This is a genomic window from Natronoarchaeum philippinense (genome assembly GCF_900215575.1).
Classification (GTDB): Archaea; Halobacteriota; Halobacteria; order Halobacteriales; family Natronoarchaeaceae; genus Natronoarchaeum; species Natronoarchaeum philippinense.
On sequence record NZ_OBEJ01000002.1, the window covers coordinates 473,400 to 493,917 of the forward strand.

22 protein-coding genes are annotated in these 20,518 nt (G+C 63.9%); 15 read left to right on the top strand and 7 right to left on the bottom strand.

Features of this window, described 5'->3' with window-relative positions:
• Nucleotides 1-119: 119 nt before the first annotated feature.
• Nucleotides 120-977, top strand: coding sequence for a polymer-forming cytoskeletal protein (locus tag CRO01_RS09230; RefSeq protein ID WP_097009170.1), 858 nt, complete (start codon nt 120-122; stop codon nt 975-977).
• A 735-nt stretch (nt 978-1,712) separates the two neighbouring features.
• On the opposite strand, the gene CRO01_RS09240 is transcribed toward CRO01_RS09230, so the two are convergent.
• Entirely contained in the window at nt 1,713-2,105 is a 393-nt protein-coding gene (locus tag CRO01_RS09240; RefSeq protein WP_097008837.1) for a DoxX family protein, read from the bottom strand.
• A 319-nt stretch (nt 2,106-2,424) separates the two neighbouring features.
• Between CRO01_RS09240 and CRO01_RS09245 the strand changes: the two genes are divergently transcribed.
• Both CRO01_RS09245 and CRO01_RS09250 read left to right on the top strand, forming a co-directional pair.
• Entirely contained in the window at nt 2,425-2,691 is a 267-nt protein-coding gene (locus tag CRO01_RS09245) for an AbrB/MazE/SpoVT family DNA-binding domain-containing protein (RefSeq protein ID WP_097008838.1), read from the top strand.
• A gap of 2 nt (nt 2,692-2,693) precedes the next feature.
• Nucleotides 2,694-3,095, top strand: coding sequence for a PIN domain-containing protein (locus CRO01_RS09250; protein WP_097008839.1), 402 nt, complete (start codon nt 2,694-2,696; stop codon nt 3,093-3,095).
• A gap of 30 nt (nt 3,096-3,125) precedes the next feature.
• On the opposite strand, the gene CRO01_RS16635 is transcribed toward CRO01_RS09250, so the two are convergent.
• Entirely contained in the window at nt 3,126-3,299 is a 174-nt protein-coding gene (locus CRO01_RS16635) for a hypothetical protein (RefSeq protein WP_179747445.1), read from the bottom strand.
• Nucleotides 3,300-3,448: 149 nt separating this feature from the next.
• Between CRO01_RS16635 and CRO01_RS09255 the strand changes: the two genes are divergently transcribed.
• The 10 genes from CRO01_RS09255 to CRO01_RS09300 all read left to right on the top strand — a co-directional run bounded on the left by CRO01_RS09255 (nt 3,449) and on the right by CRO01_RS09300 (nt 13,001).
• Nucleotides 3,449-3,778: a 4Fe-4S dicluster domain-containing protein gene (locus CRO01_RS09255; RefSeq protein WP_097008840.1), complete on the top strand. Its 330-nt coding sequence runs from the start codon at nt 3,449-3,451 to the stop codon at nt 3,776-3,778.
• A gap of 101 nt (nt 3,779-3,879) precedes the next feature.
• Entirely contained in the window at nt 3,880-4,746 is an 867-nt protein-coding gene (locus CRO01_RS09260; RefSeq protein ID WP_097008841.1) for an electron transfer flavoprotein subunit beta/FixA family protein, read from the top strand.
• 2 nt (nt 4,747-4,748) lie between these two features.
• The gene (locus CRO01_RS09265; RefSeq protein ID WP_097008842.1) at nt 4,749-6,428 is read left to right on the top strand and encodes an electron transfer flavoprotein subunit alpha/FixB family protein; all 1,680 of its coding nucleotides are present in this window, start codon (nt 4,749-4,751) and stop codon (nt 6,426-6,428) included.
• A complete protein-coding gene (locus CRO01_RS09270; RefSeq protein ID WP_097008843.1) occupies nt 6,421-8,124 on the top strand; it encodes an FAD-dependent monooxygenase in 1,704 nt (567 codons plus the stop codon). The genes CRO01_RS09265 and CRO01_RS09270 overlap by 8 nt, the downstream gene beginning before the upstream one ends.
• A 5-nt stretch (nt 8,125-8,129) precedes the next feature.
• Nucleotides 8,130-8,582 carry a hypothetical protein gene (locus tag CRO01_RS09275; RefSeq protein ID WP_245838530.1) on the top strand — a complete coding sequence of 151 codons (453 nt, stop codon included), beginning with the start codon at nt 8,130-8,132 and terminating at the stop codon, nt 8,580-8,582.
• Between the two features lie 160 nt (nt 8,583-8,742).
• Nucleotides 8,743-9,480: a GNAT family N-acetyltransferase gene (locus CRO01_RS09280; RefSeq protein WP_097008844.1), complete on the top strand. Its 738-nt coding sequence runs from the start codon at nt 8,743-8,745 to the stop codon at nt 9,478-9,480.
• A 93-nt stretch (nt 9,481-9,573) separates the two neighbouring features.
• The gene (locus CRO01_RS09285) at nt 9,574-10,029 is read left to right on the top strand and encodes an RDD family protein (protein WP_097008845.1); all 456 of its coding nucleotides are present in this window, start codon (nt 9,574-9,576) and stop codon (nt 10,027-10,029) included.
• Nucleotides 10,030-10,128: 99 nt separating this feature from the next.
• Complete coding sequence (locus CRO01_RS09290; protein ID WP_097008846.1) at nt 10,129-10,866, top strand: GNAT family N-acetyltransferase; 738 nt, start codon at nt 10,129-10,131, stop codon at nt 10,864-10,866.
• Between the two features lie 75 nt (nt 10,867-10,941).
• Nucleotides 10,942-12,120, top strand: coding sequence for a redox-regulated ATPase YchF (locus CRO01_RS09295; RefSeq protein ID WP_097008847.1), 1,179 nt, complete (start codon nt 10,942-10,944; stop codon nt 12,118-12,120).
• Nucleotides 12,121-12,218: 98 nt separating this feature from the next.
• Complete coding sequence (locus CRO01_RS09300) at nt 12,219-13,001, top strand: class I SAM-dependent methyltransferase (RefSeq protein ID WP_097008848.1); 783 nt, start codon at nt 12,219-12,221, stop codon at nt 12,999-13,001.
• Between the two features lie 61 nt (nt 13,002-13,062).
• On the opposite strand, the gene CRO01_RS09305 is transcribed toward CRO01_RS09300, so the two are convergent.
• Entirely contained in the window at nt 13,063-14,049 is a 987-nt protein-coding gene (locus CRO01_RS09305; RefSeq protein ID WP_097008849.1) for a hypothetical protein, read from the bottom strand.
• Nucleotides 14,050-14,397: 348 nt separating this feature from the next.
• On the opposite strand from CRO01_RS09305, the gene CRO01_RS09310 reads away from it, so the two are divergent.
• On the top strand, nt 14,398-15,471 hold the full coding sequence (locus CRO01_RS09310; RefSeq protein ID WP_097008850.1) for a hypothetical protein: 1,074 nt from the start codon (nt 14,398-14,400) through the stop codon (nt 15,469-15,471).
• 75 nt (nt 15,472-15,546) lie between these two features.
• On the opposite strand, the gene CRO01_RS09315 is transcribed toward CRO01_RS09310, so the two are convergent.
• Nucleotides 15,547-16,905 (bottom strand): DNA cytosine methyltransferase, encoded by a 1,359-nt coding sequence (locus CRO01_RS09315; RefSeq protein ID WP_097008851.1) that lies wholly within the window; start codon nt 16,903-16,905, stop codon nt 15,547-15,549.
• 116 nt (nt 16,906-17,021) lie between these two features.
• Here CRO01_RS09315 and CRO01_RS09320 point away from each other — a divergent pair, with 116 nt between their 5' ends.
• Nucleotides 17,022-17,276, top strand: a complete 255-nt coding sequence (locus CRO01_RS09320) for a transcriptional regulator (protein WP_097008852.1) — start codon at nt 17,022-17,024, stop codon at nt 17,274-17,276.
• A gap of 116 nt (nt 17,277-17,392) precedes the next feature.
• Here CRO01_RS09320 and CRO01_RS09325 read toward each other — a convergent pair whose 3' ends face one another.
• The 3 genes from CRO01_RS09325 to CRO01_RS09335 form a co-directional block, all read right to left on the bottom strand.
• Complete coding sequence (locus CRO01_RS09325; RefSeq protein ID WP_097008853.1) at nt 17,393-18,244, bottom strand: phosphatase PAP2 family protein; 852 nt, start codon at nt 18,242-18,244, stop codon at nt 17,393-17,395.
• Nucleotides 18,245-18,439: 195 nt separating this feature from the next.
• Nucleotides 18,440-19,291 (bottom strand): UbiA family prenyltransferase, encoded by an 852-nt coding sequence (locus CRO01_RS09330; RefSeq protein ID WP_097008854.1) that lies wholly within the window; start codon nt 19,289-19,291, stop codon nt 18,440-18,442.
• A gap of 87 nt (nt 19,292-19,378) precedes the next feature.
• A complete protein-coding gene (locus tag CRO01_RS09335) occupies nt 19,379-20,500 on the bottom strand; it encodes a pyridoxal phosphate-dependent aminotransferase (protein WP_097008855.1) in 1,122 nt (373 codons plus the stop codon).
• Nucleotides 20,501-20,518 lie beyond the last annotated feature (18 nt).

A 20,518-nucleotide genomic window follows, 5' to 3' on the forward strand; every position in this document is an offset into this window, starting at 1 on the left:
GGCGCCCCGGCGCTAAAAGTCTTGCAGGACGGCGGCGTCCCGACGCCCTAGCGCCCGCTGTGTCTGACGCCCGTCGGACGCCGCAACGGGTTTATTATCGGGCGCTGGGAATGGAGGGTGTGTCGCTGCGATCGAACCCTCTCGACGAACTGTCGATCCCCGACGGCACCACCGTCGAGGAGCACGACCTCGTGACCGACGGCGACGTGTTGCTTGGCGGCCGCGCCACCGTCGAGTTCGGCGTCCGCGGGCGGAACGTGCTCGCCGGCGAGGGCGTGCGCTTCGGCGGGGACATCGAGGCCGAAGCCGACTGCCGGCTCGACATGTGGTGTGACGTCGAGGGGAACGTGCTGGTCGGCCGGGACGCCTACCTCGGCGAGCGCGTCCACGTCGGCGGCCAGCTGATGGTCAGCGGCGATCTGGACATCGGCGACGACGTGGACATCGAGGAGGGCTTCGAGGCAAACGGCTGGATCGTCATCCGCAACCCGATGCCGACGATCGTCTTCCTGTACGTCTATCTCACCCAACTGCTCCGCATCGGCGAGGAAGACGCCGCCGAGCGTATTCTCGACGAGTTCGTCGACGAGGACGACCCCGAGCGCGATCCGCTGGTCGTACCTCGCAACGGAACCGTCAGTGACGACGCGTGGCGCGTCTCGACGCCGGCCCGCATCGGCGACGACTGCCGACTCCACGGCAACGTCCGCGCCGAGGAGATCTCTGTCGGAGAAGACAACAACATCTTCGGCAGCCTCCGGGCGCGCGAGGATGTCTCGATCGGCTCGGGAACGCGCATCCACGGCGACGTGACGACCCGGAGCGGGACGGTCGCGATCGCCGACGGCGCGCGCGTGCTCGGCGACGTGTCCTGCGAGAACCTGGAACTCGAAGACGGCGCGACCGTCGACGGGACGATGCGCGCCAGCGGTGAGGTGAAGATGCAACGCGACCGGCAGCCGCGGGATCCGGAGTGACGCCGCTGGGCGAGGCGTTCAGAAGGACGACAGCCTCGCTGTCGCTATGTGATTCTCAACAATATTGGGCTGTGTGTCTGATCGGTAGATACAGGCGGAGAAGATATCGGGGCGTCTATCGAGCTCTGTAGCTACGCTAAATTCATTCCTGATAGATTGCTTTGGGGTCAAGGGCGACGCTGTGAACCGTCCAGCAGTCACCCCGCTCGATGCCGATCTTGTGACCGTTGCGACAGTCCGTATTTGGCCCCTGTCCCCCGTCAGGGCCACAACAGCCACAGTAGACTTCCATATCTAATGTGGTTTCGACCATGTCCTCCGGATTTAGCAGGGGCCAGCCGTCTGCCCTCGGAATAGGACTATCGTCAGGACTCTCCAGATAGTATCCCTCGGGTACGTAATCCGGCTCACCAGCACCCATTTCTGCTAGCTGCATCACGCTTTCCCCCTCCTGGAGTAACGTCTCGTCAGTAAGTTTGGTTACCGGCCGAGTCACGGCTGCATCACATTCCCAACACCGATAGACGACCATTGCTCTGGTTTTGAATTCCGATGGAGATAGTTAATGATTCTCTCCGTTTCACGCTCTGTCTCCCGCACGGTGTGAGGTATCTGTCCTATCCGGTAGACCAGTGGTACATCCGCACATCTACTGAACGGGTATTCCAGTCCCAGAAGCCTCGAACAAATCCGAGTTGGCTATAATATTCCTAAGTCAGCCGCCGACCGCAACCGTCAGTTCTCACTCGCCCGCCGGAAGAACGCGATCGCGGCGCCGAGCAGCGTCAGGTTCTGGAGGAACGAGGTGAGCTCCTCGCTGCGCGAGTCCTCGTCGACGGCCCAGAAGTCGTGCATGAGCGGCGTGACGCCGACGAAGAACGCGGCGATGCTGCCTGCGGCGAGCTTGGGGAGTTTCCAGAGCCCGATGCCGATGCTCCCGCCAAGGAGGAGGCCGCTCGACGCGGGAACCAGTTTGTCGGGGAGCGGGACGCCCTTGGCGTCCGCGTAGGCGATGCGCCCGTCGAGGTTCGTCAGATTGCGAAGCGCGAGCGCCGCGAGACCGCTCGCAAAGAGAAGCCGTCCGAGTCGTGACGGCGGCGTATCGGTGGTCGAATCGGTGTCTGACATCGTTCGATTCGAACAGCGCCGATCCAGTTAACCGACACTCTATCACGTCTGCCTGCCGCTACTCCTCGCCGATACCACGGCTGCTGATACCTCACACGTCGGGTGCCATCTATCGGCGTGAACTCGGTCACGGCCACTCGGCGTCGGCGTCCTCGATGGGTTCCGCGACGACGCCGTCGTGTCGGGGGAACGTTCGCACGTAGATGGGGTGTCGGAGAGGCAGGTAGAGCGGTCACCGAGTACATAACTCAGAGAGACGGGAAAAACAGCCGAACAACGGGAACACCTTTATTTTTCCCACACAACAAGTACCCACACCATGTCCAAGTCGACAGACGAACGGGGACGAATCTACCTCCCGAAGGATGTCCGCGAGCGGTTCGGGGACCAGTATCGCATCGTCGAACTCCCGAGCCACGTCGCACTCTTCCCTGTCGATGAGGACCCGCTGGAGGGCCTCCGGGCGGCTGTTGGCGATGCCTTCGCCGAGACGGAGGCCGAGGACTTGAAAGGAACCGCCCGCGAGGCGGTTTCCCGAGAGGTTCGAGCGGAAGCGGACGACCGGTCGCAGGACGACGAGGAGTGAGCGTGTACGTCGAAACCGACTTCCTCACCGCGCTGGTGAAAGACGACGACTGGCTGCAAGACGCCGCAATCGAGGCTCTCGAAGAACGCGATGACCTCCACACCTCGATACTCGCGTACGCCGAGGTGATGGTGTTGTTCTACGACCGCGAGGACGCCGAGTACGAGATCGACGCGCCGCGGGCGATTGCCAACCTGCTCGAACTGGTTCCGATCCGACCGGAAGCACACGAGGACGCAGTGCTGGCCGCTGCGGCGTTCCTCGACGAGTACGATCTCACCCCGTTCGATGCACTGCACGCCGGGCTCGTCACGACCGGCGAAGAGGGCGTCCTTTCGACCGAGCAGGACTACGATACGATCGGCCTCGACCGGACACCATTGGAGCCTGACTCCTCCGAATGAGACGATACACGTCGGGTCGTCAACACGCAGCTACGGCCACTCGGCGTCGGCGTCCTCGATCGGTTCCGTGACGACGCCGTCGCGCCGGGCGAGCACCCGCGCGTGGGCAACACACACCTCGCGGTCTTCGGCCCACGGCACGTAGATCCGGACCGCGACGGCGGCGTCACAGCCGTCTTCTGCACACCGAGCACTCTCGGACATAGTTGTGCTACGACGCCGACGGCCAACAAACCCCCGGCGGCGGTTGCCGTCGGGCTCACGTCAGGTTTCGGGATGGTTGCCGTCGGGTAGCAGTTACGCCCCGGCTATTCCAACATTTAAGTAGGCTCCCGAGTTGGTACTAGATAGCAATGGCCATCGACGCGAACTTCGAGCAGAACCGAGAGATCGTAGACGAACACGAGGGCCACGACGTGTGGGGCCCCGTCGAGGAGCCCGAGCAGTTGGGCATCCACGGCACCCACGTCGCGGTTGACTTCGACATCTGTCTCGCCGACGGGGCGTGTCTGGAGGACTGCCCGGTCGACGTGTTCGAGTGGGTCGACTCGCCGGGCCACCCCGAGAGCGAGATCAAGGCCGATCCCGCAAACGAGGCCCAGTGCATCGACTGTATGCTCTGTGTCGACGTCTGCCCGGTCGACGCGATCGACGTCGACGCCGGGCGCGCCGGGCGGACCTGAGACAGCACGACGACACGTTGTCGGAGGCGATGGGGGTCGCCGGGGGAACGGACAACGAACGCACGCGGACGCGACTACAACAAGGGAGAGAGGACGCACGTATGTACTCACTGGTTCTGACCAAGGGGGTCCCGGACTTCCGGGAGGGACAGGTATCGTTCGACGACGACGGACACTTAGAACGGGGGAAGACGCCGACGGTGATGAACCCCAACGACGAGTTCGCACTGGAGGCGGCGCTCCAGACGAAAGTTCGGGCGGGCGGCACCATGGGGGTGATGAGCATGGGCCCGCCGGGCTACGAGGACGTGCTCCGCGAGGCGATGGAGACGGTGTACGCCGACGAGCTGTTCTTGCTGTCGGACCGAGCGATGGCGGCCGCCGACACGTGGGCGACGGCGATCACGCTGGCGACCGGCGTCGAGAAGCTCGCCGAGACCGACCGCGGGCGCCCGGATCTGGTGTTTGCTGGGTTCAAGACCGCCGACGGCGAGACCGGCCACACCGGCCTCCAGACCGCTTGGGGGCTGGAGTGGCCGATGATCACGCACGTGATCTCGATGGAGATCGACGACGCGGAGGAGACGGTCCGGGCAAAGCGCCTCGTCGAGGGCGACATCGAGGAGATCGAGACCGTCGAGGCGCCGCTGCCGGCGGTGATCGTCGCCGATCCGGAGTTCGAGCCCAGCTACCGCCGGGCCGAGCATCGGCTTCGCCTGAAGGACCTGCGCGCCGAGACCCAAGCGCGCGCCGAGAACTACGAGGACCACCTCACGGTCTGGGATCACGAGGCCCTCAACCTCGATCCCGATTACATCGGGCTGGACGGCTCGCCGACGATCGTCGAGTCGGTCGATCCGATCCCGAAGGCGCCGGCCGAGCGCGAGGCGACGCCGATCGACCCGAGCGAGCCCGACCAGCTCGGGGAGGTGCTCGAAACGATGCGGCCCTACGCAGGGGGTGACTAATCGTGCCCGAAATCGACCCGGGCGAGTACGACATCGGCGAACTCGGACCGAAGCTCAAGGAGATCGAGGAGATCGACCAGTTAGAGGCGATCCGCGACGCCGAGCGCGAGGGCGAGGACCGCTCGAACGTCCACACGCTGATCGAGAGCCGGATCGAGAAACTGCGCGGCGACGCCGACGAGGAGGCGGGCGATCTCGACCCGACCGAACTGACCGTCGCTGAACTCGGCAACGCGATCCGGAACGTCGAGGACGCCGAGGAGCTCGAAGCCGTGCTCGAAGCCGAGACCGCGGGCGACGACCGATCGAGCGCCAAGAGCCTGATCGAGGATCGGATCGACGCCGTCCGGGGCAGCGACGAGGAGGAAGCCGCCGAGGAGGCGATGGCGCCCGAGGAGAAGTACCCCGAACTCGACCATCCCACCGCCGACAAAAAACACGTTCGGGCGCTCGACGACGGCGTCTACGAGGACATGTGGGTGTACTGCGAGACCCAGCAGGGCGAACTCATCGACGTATCGAAGGAGCTGCTCGGGAAGGCCCGGGAGCTGATCGACGGGTACAACGACGAGTACCCGACGGACGGCGACGAGGAGAAGGTCGTCGCCGTCATCATCGGTGCCGAGATGGAAGCACAGGCCGAGCGAGCGATCGAGTACGGCGCCGACGTGGCCGTCTACGTCGAGGACGACCGGCTCGAACGGTTCCGCCACCAGCCCTACACCGAGCTGTTCTGCGAGCTGGCCCGCGCCGAGTACGACTGGAAGGGCTACGACGAGCCGCGGTACGTCCTCTTCCCGGCGACGAACAACGGTCGGGACCTCTCGGCGCTCGTGCAGGCCGAACTCGACTCCGGGCTCGCCAGCGACTGCTCGGGGCTGTACATCGACGACACCGTGATCTCGAATCCGGCGAAAGTCGGACGCGGTGGCGACAAAAAGGAGTTCCAGCGCGTGTTGCACATGAAGCGCCCGGACTTCTCGGGGTTCGAGTACTCGACGATTCTGTGTCTGGACAACCCCAGTCGGGAGTTCCACCCGCAGGGCGCGTCGGTCATTCCGGGGAGTTTCGAGGTGCCCGACCCCGACCCCGACCGCGAGGGGCTGGTCGTTCACCACGAGAGCGATCTCGACGACGCGTGGCTCGGCGTCGACGTGACCGACCACGACCAGTTGGAGGGCGGCGTCGACCTCACGGGCAACGAGGTGATCGTCGCGCTCGGTCGGGGCATCGGCGACGATCCGACCCGCGGGATGGAACTCGGACTGGAACTGGCCGACGCGTTCGAGGACGCCGACTTGGGGATCACCCGAGGGATCGTCACCTCTTCCTATCAGTTCGAGGGCCACGTCGAGCAGTACGCCGGCGAGGAACGCCAGATCGGCGAGACCGGGCAGGTCGTCGAGCCGGAGCTGTACGTCGCGGCGGGCATCTCCGGGGCGATCCAGCACAAGGTGGGGATGGACGAGTCCGACACGATCGTCGCCATCAACACCGAGCCCGACGCCGACATCCGGGACTTCTCGGACTACTACATCGAGGGCGATCTGTTCGACGTGCTCCCGACCCTGATCGAGGCCGTCGAATCGGGCGAACTGGACGCCGCCGCGCTCGCTGGCGGCGAATCGACCGCGGAGGCGGACGAAGCCGCCTCGCCAGCCGGAGGTGACGACGATGACTGAGAACGACAGCACGGCCGATCGGGAGCAGTACGGAACAGGCGGCGAACATTACGAGGCGGTCGTCGTCGGCGCCGGGCCGGGCGGCGCCGCGGCGGCGGCGACGCTTGCTCGCAACGGCGTCGAGACGCTCGTGTTAGAACGCGGCACCGAGGCGGGCTCGAAGAACGTCTCCGGCGGGCTGCTCTACGCGGAGGAATCGGCCCCCTACACCATCGACGAGCTGTTCCCCGACTTCCGCGAGCAGGCGGCCGAGCGGCCGGTCACGGAGTATTACATCCACAACGTCGCCGGCGATACGGTCGAGACGTTCGACATCACCGACCTCCACGAGCACGACACCGAGTGGTGCGACGCCGTGCTCCGGCGCCGGATGGACTCGTGGCTCGAAGCCCGGGTCCACGAGATGACTCGCCAGACTGGCGGCGGCGTCCTGACGGACGTGCGCGTCAACGGCCTGCTGTGGGAACACGGCCGCGTCGTCGGCGTCACCTGCGACGAACTCGGTCCGATCACCGCGGACCTGATCGTCGCCGCCGACGGCGTCAACTCCGAACTCGCGCGGGAGGCCGGCCTGATGGACTGGGACGAGCCCGACGAGTGGTTCCAGGGCGTCAAGGCCGTCGTCGACATGGAGCCCGACGCCATCGACGAGCGCTTCGATGTCGGCCCGGAGACGGGCGCGGCCCACCTGTTCTCGGGCGACCTGTTCGAGGGCGTTCGGGGCGGCGGATTCCTCTACACCAACGAGGATTCGCTGTCGATCGGGACGGTGTTCCACCTCGACAGCCTCGCCGCCGAGGAGGCCGAACCCCACGAACTGCTGGACGCCCTGCTGACCCACCCGCTGCTCGGTCAGTGGCTCGGCGACGAGTACCACGAGCGCGAGTACGCCGCGAAGCTCGTGCCCGACTCGAAGAAGGTCGCCAGCACCTCGCCCCACCGCGACCGGCTCGTGTTGGTGGGCGACGCTGGCGGTCAGATGCAGGCCCAAGGGCCGATCATCAAGGGGATGAACCACGCCGTCACCGCGGGCGCGCTGGCCGCCGAGGCGTTCGTCGAAGCCCGCTCGCGGGGCGACCCCCACAGCGCCGGCGAGCGCTACGAGCAGCGCCTGCGCGACGAGGGCGTCATGAAGAAGCTCCGGCCGCCGGGCTACCAAGCAGTCAGCGCGATCGGCGAGCACGACGCCGTCGCCGACCTCACCGACCGCATTCTGGAGTCGCCGATCGGCCGCGCCGGCGTCCGTGCGCTCGGCGGCCAGTTGGAACGGCTCTACAGTTCGCCGACCCTCTCGATGCTGGTGCCCGACACGAAGACGCCCTACGTCACCCTGCCGACGGTCATCGCCGAGGAGTTGGGCGACCCCGTCAGGACGCGCAACGGCATCGAGCCGCCGGACCTAGCTACGCGGATCGGCGATCTAACCTACGACACCGACGTGGGCAACCCCCACATCGAACTGCTGGACAACTCGTATGCGGCAAGCGGGACGGCCGTCACGGCCTGTCCGGTCAGCGCCGAGGACTTCGGCGGCGGCTGTTACCGCACCGAGGAGGTCAAGACCAACGGGTCGACCGAGCGCGTCGTCAGCCTCGACACCCAGCCCTGCGTGGAGTGTGGGACCTGTGCGATCGTCGCCGACACCGACTGGGAGCACCCGCGCGGCGGCAAGGGCGTCGAGTTCCGCGAGGGGTGATCGGCGTGGCCGAGGCGGGGCGCGATGGATCGACGGTCGATGAGGACGCCGAAGCCGGGCCGGTAGACCGCGACGCCGAACCTGCCGACCGGATCGATCGCCTGCTCGCTCGCGCCCGCGAGGAGCGCCGGTCGTTCGAGCCGCCGGACGACCCCGACGAACGCGCCCTGACCTATCTCCGCGAGGGACTGTGGCCGACCATCGAGACGTACGTCGAGGGGAGAACGGGCGAGTTCAGGCGCTTCGAGCGCGCCGAGTGGGATCGGCTGGAGACGTCGCTACACGCGTGGCTTTCGCTGTACGCCCGGTGCTACGGCGAGCGGGTCGACCCAGACGTACCGGTCCGGATCGCCGCAGAGACGTTTCTCGACACCTACGACCTCCGGGCGACCGCCGAGCTGTTGACCGGCGTCGCGGCGGGCGACGAGGGACACGAACCGACGCCGGAACGGCAGTGACGACGGCGGGCGCGAATCGACGCCGAAGCGTGGCGGTGACAGTGACTGGAGCAACGTCGGCGTCCTCGCGCTGACGCCGACGGCGAGGGGTTGAAGCCGCAGGGGACACGGTCCCGTCCGCCCTGTGCCCTTATTATCTAGATAAACGTTATCATTAACCATGAAGCTCTCGCAGCCGATCGAGTTCGACCACGAGGACCGCCAGCAGATCTACGAGTACGTCGAGCGCAACGGGAGGGCCGGCCACGACGAAACCCAGCGCGCGGTGTTGCCCAACGATCGGGGAGGATTCCGGCATCACGTAGCCATCCTCAAGCGCAACGGCTATCTGGAGACGACGGCCGACGGCGACCTGCAGGTCGCCATCGAGGACGCCGGCGAGGAGGAGTTCACCGGTGAGGAGTTCACGTTCACGATCCGCCCCGCCCGCCAGAAAGACCTGACAGGGATCGTGGGTGCGATCCGGCAGGTCGCCGAGCAAGGAACCTACATCGTCGCCGAGACGGTCGCGCAGGAACTCGACCATCAGGAGGCGCTGTTGCGCCACAACGAGCTCGAATCGCGAATGTTCTTCGTCGCCACGGTCAACGACGAGGTCGTCGGATGGGTCCACCTGCACGCGCCGGAGCTCGAAAAGCTCCACCACACCGCCGAGTTGACCGTCGGCGTCGTCGACGAGTACCGCGGTCGCGGACTGGGGAGCCACCTCCTCTCACGCGGGCTTGAGTGGGCCGGCAAGAACGGGTACGAGAAGCTCTACCAGAGCGTCCCGGCGACCAACGACGCCGCCATCGACTTTCTCGAAACCCACGGCTGGGAGACCGAAGCCGTCCGCGAGGACCACTACAAGATCGACGACGAGTACGTCGACGAAGTGATGATGGCGGTCGAGTTGTAGCGCGGTCCGCTTCGGGACCGTCCACCGCCTGTCCGCGAGTTTGAAAAAATTCGTTGACATTATTACCCGGGACGTCCTACCGAACAGTCACGCATGGACGACCCCGAAACCGCGACTCGGTGCGGCGTGGGCATTCGCGGCGTCGCAATGACCATCGACTCGTTCGTCTGGCTCTTCCTGTTCGTCGTGGCCGTCTCGGTCGTCGGCGTCGTGACGGGGCAGACCGAAATCACCGCGGCCGGGGTCGACACGTCGCTCGAAGGGACGCCCGCGGCGGTCGGGCTAGTGCTGTGGCTCGGGCTGGCAATCGGCTACCACGCGTTCTTTGAATCCCAGTCCGGCAAGACGCTCGGGAAGTATCTCGTCGACATTCGCGTCGTCGACGACGACGGCACGCCGCCCTCGTTGCGCACTGCTGCCGTCCGAAACGTTCTCAGACTTGTCGACTGGCTCCCGGCGTTCTACGTCGTCGGCATCGTCGCGCTCGCAGTGTCAGACCGGCGGGCTCGACTCGGGGACCGGTTAGCGGGGACGACGGTCGTCAGGTGAGCGTCACGACTTTACTCGGCTTTGAGTCAAACTATCCCGTCGCAGTCTTGCGATTTCGGGCAAACGATAAAGGTGACAGCCCACGACAACGATCAACGTATGGGGACCGCCAAGTCGCCACAGTTCGATCACAGAGACCGCCAACGCATCTACGAGTACGTCGAACGGCGCGGAACCGTCGATCCCGAAGTCGCCCGTTCGGAGCTGTTACCTGCCGACGGCCGTGGCTTTCGTCATCACGTCTCGATGCTCCGCCGTGACGGCTATCTCACGCTCACCGACGGCGGCGACCTATCGGTTGCCCGTAAAGACGCCGGCCGCGAGGTGTTCACCGAGAACGGGCTGGCGTTCGCGGTGCGCCCCGCCCGACAGGAGGACTTGACGGGGCTCGTCGGCGCGATTCGGCGGATCGCCGAACGGAGCGATCACGTCGTCGCCGAGGCTGTCGCCCGGGAACTCGAACGCGAGGACGCGCTGGTGGGCCACAGCGCCATCGAGTCGCGCCGGTTCTTCGTGGCGACGGTCAACGAGGAGATCGTCGGCTGGGTCCACGTCCGGGCGTCCGAACTCGCCAAACTGCGCCACACCGCCGAGCTGACCGTCGGCGTCCTGCCCGAATACCGCGGGCACGGCGTCGGCAGTCGCCTGCTCGATCGCGGCGTGTCGTGGGCCGCCGACGCCGGTCACGAGAAAGTGTACCAGAGCGTCCCGGCGACCAACGAGACCGCCATCGACTTCCTCGACGCGCGAGGCTGGGAGACGGAAGCGATCCGCGAAGATCACTACCGAATCGACGGCGAGTACGTCGACGAGGTGATGCTGGCGGTCGAACTCTAGCGTGGCGACGCCGGCGCGGCGCGAGCGGGCGTCGAACCGAAAGGCAATTTTCGGCGACGCGAGTAGGCCTCGCCAATGATCTCCATCGCGCTTGCCGGGAAGCCAAACGCCGGCAAGTCCACGTTCTACACCGCGGCGACGCGGGCCGACGTCGACGTTGCGAACTACCCGTTCACGACGATCGACGCCAACCGCGGCGTGACCCACGTCCGGACCGACTGCCCCTGCCTCGACCGCGAGGAGCGCTGTGGCGACGACAACTGCCGAGAGGGGAAGCGCTACGTCCCGGTCGAACTGCTCGACGTGGCCGGGCTGGTTCCCGGCGCCCACGAGGGCAAGGGGCTTGGCAACCAGTTCCTCGACGAGTTGACCAACGCAGACGCCATCGTCAACGTGATCGACGCCTCGGGAGGGACCAACGAGGAGGGCGAGCCCGTCGAGATCGGCGAGCACGACCCGATCGAGGACATCGATTTCATCGAGGAGGAGATGGACATGTGGCTGACGGGGATCGTCGACAGCAACTGGGAGTCCGTCGAGCGCAAGTCCCGTTCGCCCGAGTTCGACATCGACGAGGCGCTCGCGGACATGCTGACCGGCTTCGGCGCCACGGAGGCCGACGTGGCCGCGAGCCTGCGCAGTCTCGATTACCCAGACGACCCGATCCAGTGGACCGACGAGCACCGCGAGGAACTGGCCCGCGACATCCGCGCGCGGACGAAGCCGATCATCGTCGCCGCCAACAAGATCGACGTGGCGCCCGCCGAGAACGTCGAGCGCCTGCTCGATCTGGACAAGCCGGTGATCCCCACGACCGCGGAGGGCGAACTCGCGCTGCGCAACGCCGCCGACGCCGGACTCGTCGAGTACGACCCTGGCGACGCCGACTTCGAGATCGTCGGCGAGGTCAACGACTCCCAGCGCGACGCCCTGACCGACTTGCGCGAAGCGACCGCCAACTGGGACGGCACCGGCGTGCAGGCCGCGCTGAACTACGCGGTGTACGACCTGCTCGACCGGCTCACCGCCTACCCCGTGCAAGACCAGAGCAAGTGGACCGACGCGAAGGGCAACGTCCTCCCCGACGCGTTCTTGCTCCCGAACGGCTCGACGCCGGTCGATCTAGCCTACGCCGTCCACTCCGACATCGGCGACGGCTACCTCCACGCGGTCGACGCCACGTCTAATCGAGAGATCGGCGAGGACTATGAATTGGAGGAAGGCGACGTGATCAAGATCGTGAGTACGAACTGACCCGGGAGGTACGGATCGACCGTTTCGTCTTCCCCCGTAGGGATCGACGCGAACCGTCCTACCCAGATCTTATTATCGTCCGGTTTGGTGCGAATTGTATGGCAGGCATAGACGGTGAGAACCGAGAGCTGTGGGACGCTTGGTCCGACGAGCACCAAGCGATGTGGAATGCGGAGACGAACGATGGCGGCCTCCCGCCGGTGTACTCTCCGTTGCCCGACTCCGAGTCGCTGGACGACTGGCAGGCCGAGCGACTTCCTGCGTTCGAGGAGCTTGATTTCGTCGAACTGGGCTGTGGGGGCGGTCAGGGAACGGTCGGCGCCGCCGACGAAGGGGTCGGCACCGCCGTTGGCGTCGACTTCTCGACCCAGCAACTCCGCCACGCGACTCGGTTGCGGGATCTGTACGGTGTCGACGCCGAGTTCGTCGCTGGCGATGTCTCGGATCTCCCCCTAGCCGATGACGCCTTCGATCTTGCGTACTCCGGCTTCGTGTACTTCATGGTCGAAGATCTCGACGCCGCACTCGGGGAAGCACAGCGCGTGCTTCGGGAGAACGGCGTGCTCTCGTTTGAGGTTCCGCACCCGTTCCACGAACTGTTCGATCCGGACACGCTGGAGTTCGAGCGGAGCTATCATTCTACTGGTCCCCGCCGCGACAAGAACGACGAGGTACTCCACGAGGATATCGTCGTCTTCGACCGAACGATCGGCGAACTCCATACGGCGCTCGTCGACGCCGGTTTCACGGTCAAGCAACTTTGGGAGTGGCCACAAAGCGACGATCCGGGCGATTACGACGACGAGGGGGCCAAAAGCACGTCACCAGAACTGAAGGCGAATGTGCCGCGAACGCTCGGATTTCGCGCAGTTGTCGACTGACTTCCCGACTGTCGGGCCTCGCTGGGATCCGGAATGACGGGGCGTCCCCGACGCCACGCCGCTACCGATGCCAGTAGATGTCGGTCGCCCGGTGTCGGGAGTTGTAGGCGTCGAGCCCGTCGCCGAGAACACCGGTCAGATAGAGGTCGTCGTACAGCGTCGAGTGCATGTAATCGAGGAACGTGATCGCCATTACGAGGTCGCCGTCCTCGCGGAGCAGACTCGCAACGCCGGTGTAGGCGTGCTTGTGGCGCGTGTCGCTGACGAACATCGTGACGACCGGGACGGTCGCTTCGTGGGCCGGGACGGCGTGGAGCGACTCGGCCGCCCGGCGCGTCAGTTCCGTGCAGAACAGCCCCGTCGCCTCGCCGCTCTGTAAGGCCTCGAAGTCCACCGGCGACTCGAAGTGCTTCCGCAGGTCGACGGCGCCAAAGAGCACGTTGTCCTCGATCGATCCGGCGACGTACCGAGGCTTGTCGTAGCTGCTGTGCTCGCGGAACGCGGTCCGCAGCGCCGTGACGACGCGCTCTGGATCGGCGGGGTCGGCGCCGGTGAATCCGGCGACGGTATCCGGGTCGGCGTAGTCGTACCCGTCGCGGGTGGCTCCGACGGCAAACTGGCTGGTGTCGGCGTCGTTGATGCGCTCGAAGAACTCGTCGAACGTCGCGCCTTCGACGACGAACTCGCCGCTCCGGAGCGCCGGAACGTCACGAATCAGCTCCTCGACCGGACCGCCAGCGAGCCCGTATTCGGCGTCGATCGCTGCGCCCTCCTCGGGCGTGGCGCCGGTCACCGAGCGTTCGGCAACGGCGTCGTCGCCGTCGACCACTCTGACGGTATCGCCCGACAGTTCGATGGCGTACTCGTCTAACTCGGCGCGGTAGTCGCCGACGCGCATCCACTCGGTGAGCAGCGGTTTGAGGTCCTGCTCCCGGACGTTCGTGCCCGTGATGACGCCGTAGCCGATCTGAGTGTTGTACAGCGCCTTCCCGCTGCCGCCGACGGCGACGCCGCCGCCGAGGAGCTTCAGCATCTTGCGACGGTTCATCGCACCCTCTCCGCGGCGACGCCGCTATCCGGAGCAATCATGCTCTGCAGTCGGTCAGCTCGTTCACTCATTTCGCGCCACCAGTCCGACTCCCACGGTCGTACGTCTCTGCACGCGTTCGAGATAAATGCTTTCTGCTCGGGGACGGTAGCGGCCCGATAAGCTGCTCGTATGAACACGAATCAACTGTTCGTTGTGTTGCCTTCCAAGCGGTGCGTTAGTGATTGACCACTTCTGACTGCAGAAAACATACTTTATCATTCATATTGGTGGCGTCTCTGATGTATGTATACTGTATCTAATATGTAATATAGTATGATATGGGCATATTGAGTGGGCGTCAGATGAATGTCGGAGTACTCTGGCGATCCCTCTGAATTCAAAGTGTACTGGTTCGCTCGCGATCTTGTAGCATCCAGCTATGGCAGTTATGCCACCAAGGAAACAGAAACGCTGAAACAGCTTTCTTCTCAGCTCGAACGTTCAGTATCGGACGATCATACGGGTAACGATCGATCTCTTGAAGAGCAAAAGCAGCTCATCAGAGAGTCAATCACAGGCTCTGTCAACAGGATATACCGAGATGATATCTCAAAGCGCTACCGGCAGACCGAAGATCTTGTCGAGAGAATCCTTCGGCGGGTTGCAGAGCAAGACGATATCAGGGAATTCCGGATTGCGATCGACGCAGTAGTTCGTACCAGTGAAATTTTGGATACGACCCCGAGCTTTGGAGAGAGCGAAATTGTCGAAATAGTCGACCAGACACTACAGACAGAGAACGGATCTTTGGACCCCTCAAAAGCCTATGATGCCCTGTTCAATGTCGACTTCGAGGGGGAAGCCTATCAGTTAGGGGCGCAGCGTGAGCCACTCATTGAGTACGTTCACGAGCGAATGAATGAGCTTGAACGAGAATCTCATATTGGTGCGCAGGAAGTAGCTCGGATTCTATCCGGGATCGTCCAAGAGTACGAGCGACGTGCCGGACAGAGCAGAGCCTCGACCGCCGGGAACGTACTCGAAACAGGGCTACAGCACATATTCAACCAGTTCGATATCCCTGCCACCAACGACCAAGCACACTTTGGTGATCTCGAGGTTGACAACAAAGTAGCGGGGCCAGAGGGTGCGATCGGGTTCTCGTGCAAGCGAACGCTCCGAGAGCGGTTTCGGCAGAGTCTGTCCCGTGAAGCCGAAATCGGGGTCGATGAAATCTGGTTTGTTTCGCTTCTGATGGCAGACGTGTCCCGAGAGAAGGTGGAGGATATCAGCAACGACGGTGGACGAATCTATGTTCCGCGCGATTCGTTTGTTTGGAACCGATACAGCGACATTGACGATCTCTCCTACACGCTCCGGCCAGCGGATCAGTTCCTCGAGGATATTGTCGAGTTCACAGCGGTAACGGCTGATCTATAAATCGGCGATTCAGGGGTCAGAACGTCCGCATAAGATGGAAAGACCACACAGAAAAGAACGGCATGCTCTCGGTGATCAGTCCGCCTTTTGGGGTTCCTGCTGTGAGATCGGGCGATCGAAGATTTCCGTTCGGATAGCAGTCCCAAGTGCTTGGGCCAGCAACGGAGGAACAGCATTACCGACCTGTTTGAATGCATGAGTTCGGGCCACCGGGAACTCGAAGGTGTCTTTGAAAGACTGGAAACGAGCAGCCTCCCGAACGGTGATCGAACGAGCCTCGTTTGGATGGATGAACATGTGGCCGTCTTTGTAGAGATGCGCGACGACGGTTGTTGCTGGCTCTCGCGGGTTCTGCTTTTTGAGCTTGTCCGGGAAGATATCCGTTCGATACGGCTGATGTTCCTCCGGAATATCTCCGATTATGTAGGAGGTGCCTTCCCCGAGGAGCTTGTATAGGGTGAGATCTCGCATATTATGCCCCCGACACTCGTGGTTCAACAGCGGCTGCTCGTCCCAGTCCTCTTGTTCGCTATTGTCTCGTGCCCAGTACTGATACTCTGACACTGGCCCCAGCTCGTACTCTTCTGCCTTGGTGGGCGGCGTATCTCCGCTCGGTGAAACTGGCGGGAGATCGAGAATAGCGTCAGCAACGGTGTTCCACGGCTTCCGGCTCCGTCTATTCTTTCTGAATGTCGGGAACTCCTCTTCTTCTCGGTCATCAACAAACCCATCGAGCGTGTGCTGACTCTCTTCAGAACGCTTCGACGGATCCGTTTTGTATTTGATGTCCTTTTCGTCCTCGTTGCTGGGAGAGCGATGGGTCTTCCACTCTTCCATATCAGGATTCTCAGCACCGATCCGGTTCCCGATGAAGAAGAGCCGCTTGCGATGCTGAGGAACACCGAAGTCGGCTGAGTCCAGAAGCTGCACACGTACGTTGTAGTCGAGGTCAAGATCCAAATCGGCAACCTCTCTCTCGCCCCGCATCTGCTCCTTGATCGTCTCCACTACTGGCCGGCCTTCTTCGTTTTCGGCTGAAAGCATTCCCTCCACGTTCTCCATCAGGAACGCTTTCGGCTGATAATGATCGACAAAGCGGAGGAAGTCCTCATAGAGAAGATGACGATCGTCACTCTGGTTATCTCGCCCATCGATCGAATTGATCTTGCTTCGCCCGACAAGGGAGAAGGTTGGACAGGGAGGCCCACCAGCAACAAGATCAAGTTCGCCCTCATCGAGTCCGAGATCCGGAGGGTCTTCCTCCCGGATGTCTCCCACCGTCATCTCACAGCCATGATTCGCTTCATAGGTGGGCTTGGTGTTCTCTTCGTGGTCAATTCCCCAAAGAGTTTCAAACCCAGCATCAGAGAGGCCCTGAGACAGACCTCCAGCACCACAGAAGAGGTCAATCGCAGTGAGGTGTTCCTCGGTCATCTGTTCACACCAATGTAGTGGTCATCGTTTAAATTGTCTGTTCTGCCCATGTAGCGATATTGTACATATATTGTAACCAAGATACATACACCGCTACTGTTAATCGCCTCCACCGAATGGACGTTGACGAATATGCTTGGATCAAGGCCAGTAACTATCGGGAGAATATTCTGGTCGCTATCGGCGAAAAGCCCCGGACGCCAAAGGAACTGGCTGAGATGAACGAGTACTATCTCAGCCACGTAAGTAATGTCCTCTCTGATCTCAATGACCACGGGCTTGCAGAATGCATCACACCCGATCGCAACAAAGGGCGACTCTGGCAGGTAACGCAGAAAGGAGAAGAGATGGTCGAAGATATACACCGGTGACTAGTCGCAATTCGTGTCGTTTGGATGCCGGAGATCACCGGCCTACAAAACTGCACACCCAATCGGAGCAACTGACCATCGAACCCTAGACGGTCTCTCGACGGAGACAGAGGGCGTCAGTCGTCGGTCCCGGCTGCGGCGCCGTCGACCCCGCCGCGGGAACTGGAGCGTCGGCGCTCACCCCAGTCGACGATTCTGACCGCGCCCCAGACGCTGACGACCGCAAGCACGAGGCCGGCGATCACGTCGATCAGCCAGTGGATGCCCAATATCATCGTCGAAAGCACGACGCAGGTCGCCACGAACGTCGCAATCTTGAACCAGCGCGGATACTCTTCGCGGGATCGCCAAGCCAGCAGCGCCGCCGCGACCGCCAGCGAGGTGTGCAGTGACGGAAACACGTTGGTGTTCGCCGACACGGCGGCGGTCAGATCCTGCGTCGAGGGATAAATCTCGTACATCGGCTCGGCGACGGCGTCGGAGACCCAGACGCGGGGGCCGTAGGCGATAAACAGCGTGTAACACAGCGTGCCTATGAAGTAGTTGAGCAGGTACGCCATCAGCAACTCCTTGAGGTACCGGCCGGAGGGAAGCAGGAAGTAGGCCAGCAACGGGAAGACCAGCAGGAACGGGAACCCGAACATGTACATGGTCGAGAAGAAGTCGTAGGTCGCGTTCGGGGTGAAATCCTGCAGGTGCGCGACGAACAGCCCTTCGATCGCGTAGATTTCGTCGGTGATATTCCAGTCCAGTGACTTCGAGATTTGCAGGGTTTTGCCGTGTGTGGCACGTTTGCCAAGGAAGAACACGGCCGTCACGGCCAGATACGGCGCGACATCGAACAGTCGGTTGCGGATGTCGTTGGCAGTCCGGCGGAGTTGTTCAACTTCGATACAGAGCGTGGCTGTCACCGCAAGCCCGGCCGCAACGGCCAGCACGGTGACGATCAGGGCGTCAAGCAGTGCCATCTGTAGTGTCCTCGAATCGTGATTTGTCGTGCCCGGACGGAGGTCGCGCCGCGGACCAGCAACGACGCGTGCGTGTGGGGCGGGACCGGGCGTACCCGCCGTTCACGTCTTCTGGTGTTCACTGGCTGACGTATAATATCATCGGACTCGTCCGGTGGGAATTGTCGTGTCGGATGTGTGTGTTCAGCATGTGGATCACCCCAGCGGTCGCCACCACACCGCGGCGACCAGCACCGCGAGGAAGACGTAGCTCCCGCGGATCAGCAGCATCGTCGCGATCTCCGTGTCCGCCCGCCGGGCGATGGCCGCGACGACGCCGAAGGCCGCTGCGGCGACGGCGCCGCCGAGCGGGAACGGTCCCGTAACCGCTAGTACGACGACAAGCGCCAGCGCGGACAGCATCAGCCCGTAGGCGACGGTCCAAGCGCGCTCTGGCCCCACCGCGACGGCCACGGTACGCTTGCGGATCGAGCGGTCGTAGTCGTAGTCCTGTGCGTCGTCGATCACCTTCACGCCCGAGAGCAAGCCGAGGAACACGACGGCGAAGGCGACCGGTTCGACGGCGAGCGCGCCCGTCTGGACGTAGTAGCCGCCGAGGATCGACAGGGCGACGCCGGCAGGGTAGCCAGTCGTCGTCGTGATCGGATTGGTGTCGAGTTGGGGGGCGTGGTGGTAGGCGATCAGCCAGCACGGCAGGGTCAGCAGGGCGGCGCCGGGGCCGACGAGGACTCCGAGTGCGGCGATACACGCGAAACAGACGACCGAAGCGCCCGCCAGCGCGTACCGACAGCCCGATTCGGTCAGGGGGTGGTCCTCGTCCTCACCGCGGCCGTAGAAGTCGACGTAGCCATCCTTGACGTGGGCGGTGTAGACGGCCGCGAAAATGGCGACGGCGTGGAGGCTGCCGACGACCGGGTCGAACTGGCCGGCGACGACGGCGCCGAACAGCGACGCGGCGACCGGCGGTAACATGAACACGGGATGGACTTGCGAGCCAAGCGCCGCGAGCTCGGCCTGCGGTCCGGTACCGTGCCGGGCGATTGCCATACTGATTCGTCGGACTGTCGGCGCATAATTATGGGGGTCAAAAAGTCGACGCCGCCAGTCAGGCGACGAGGCAGCTGCTTTCGTCGGTCAGGCCACGCGCCGGGTCGCGTCCTGCATGATCTCGATCGCCTCTTTGAGCTCCTCCATCCCGGTCGCGTAGGAGATGCGGGCGTACCCCTCGCCGTGGGCGCCGAAGGCGTCGCCGGGCACCACGACGACGCCGCTGTCGATCACTTCGTCGACCCAGCCCTCGGGGACCTCCGGCATCGCGTAGAACGCGCCCGTCGGCGTCGGCACGTCCAATCCGGCGTCGTCGAGTCCATCGAGCAACACGTCGCGGCGCTCTTGGAAGGCGTCGACCATCTCGTCGACGCGGTCTTGGGGACCGGTCAGGGCGGCCTCGGCGGCGAACTGGGCCGGCGCGCTCGCGCAGGCCTGCATGTACTGGTGGACCCGGAGCATGCGCTCGATCCGGCGCGTCGACGCCTGCACCCAGCCGAGTCGCCAGCCGGTCATCGAGTAGGTCTTCGAGCAGGCGCCGATCGTGACGACCGAGTCCGTCTCGGCGTACTCCATCGGCGAGTGGTGTGCGCCGTCGAAGACGATGCGCTCGTAGACCTCGTCGGAGATACAGACCACGTCGTGCTCGTCGGCGATGCGGGCGAACTCGCGGATGTCGTCCTCGCTTGCGACCGCGCCGGTCGGGTTCGACGGGCTGTTGACGACGAAGGCCGCGGTGTCGTCGGTGATTGCCTCCTCGACGGCGGCGGGATCGAGCGTCAGGTCTTCGCGTAGGCCGACCGGCTTCGGGACGCCGTCGGCGAGCTTCGTCAGCGCATCGTAGGAGACGAAGCCGGGGTCGGGGAAGATCACTTCCTCGCCGGGGTCGACGTGGGCCTCGATGGCCAGATGCAGCGCCTCGCTGCCGCCGGTGGTGGCGATCACGTCGCCCGGATCGACCGCGACGCCCTGATCGCGCTCGTACTTCGCGGCGACGGCCTCGCGCAGGCTCTCGATACCCTTGTTGGATGTGTAGCCGTCCGCGAGCCCCTCGCTGATCGCCTCGCGAGCGGCCTCGCGGGCGTGGGACGGCGTCGGGAAGTCCGGCTGTCCCAGCCCCAGATTGATCGCGTCCTCGCCCGCGGCCTCGAACACCTCTCGGATGCCGCTGATCGACACGCTCTCGACGCGCGCTGCGAACTCCGTCATACCCCTACGAGCGCGTCG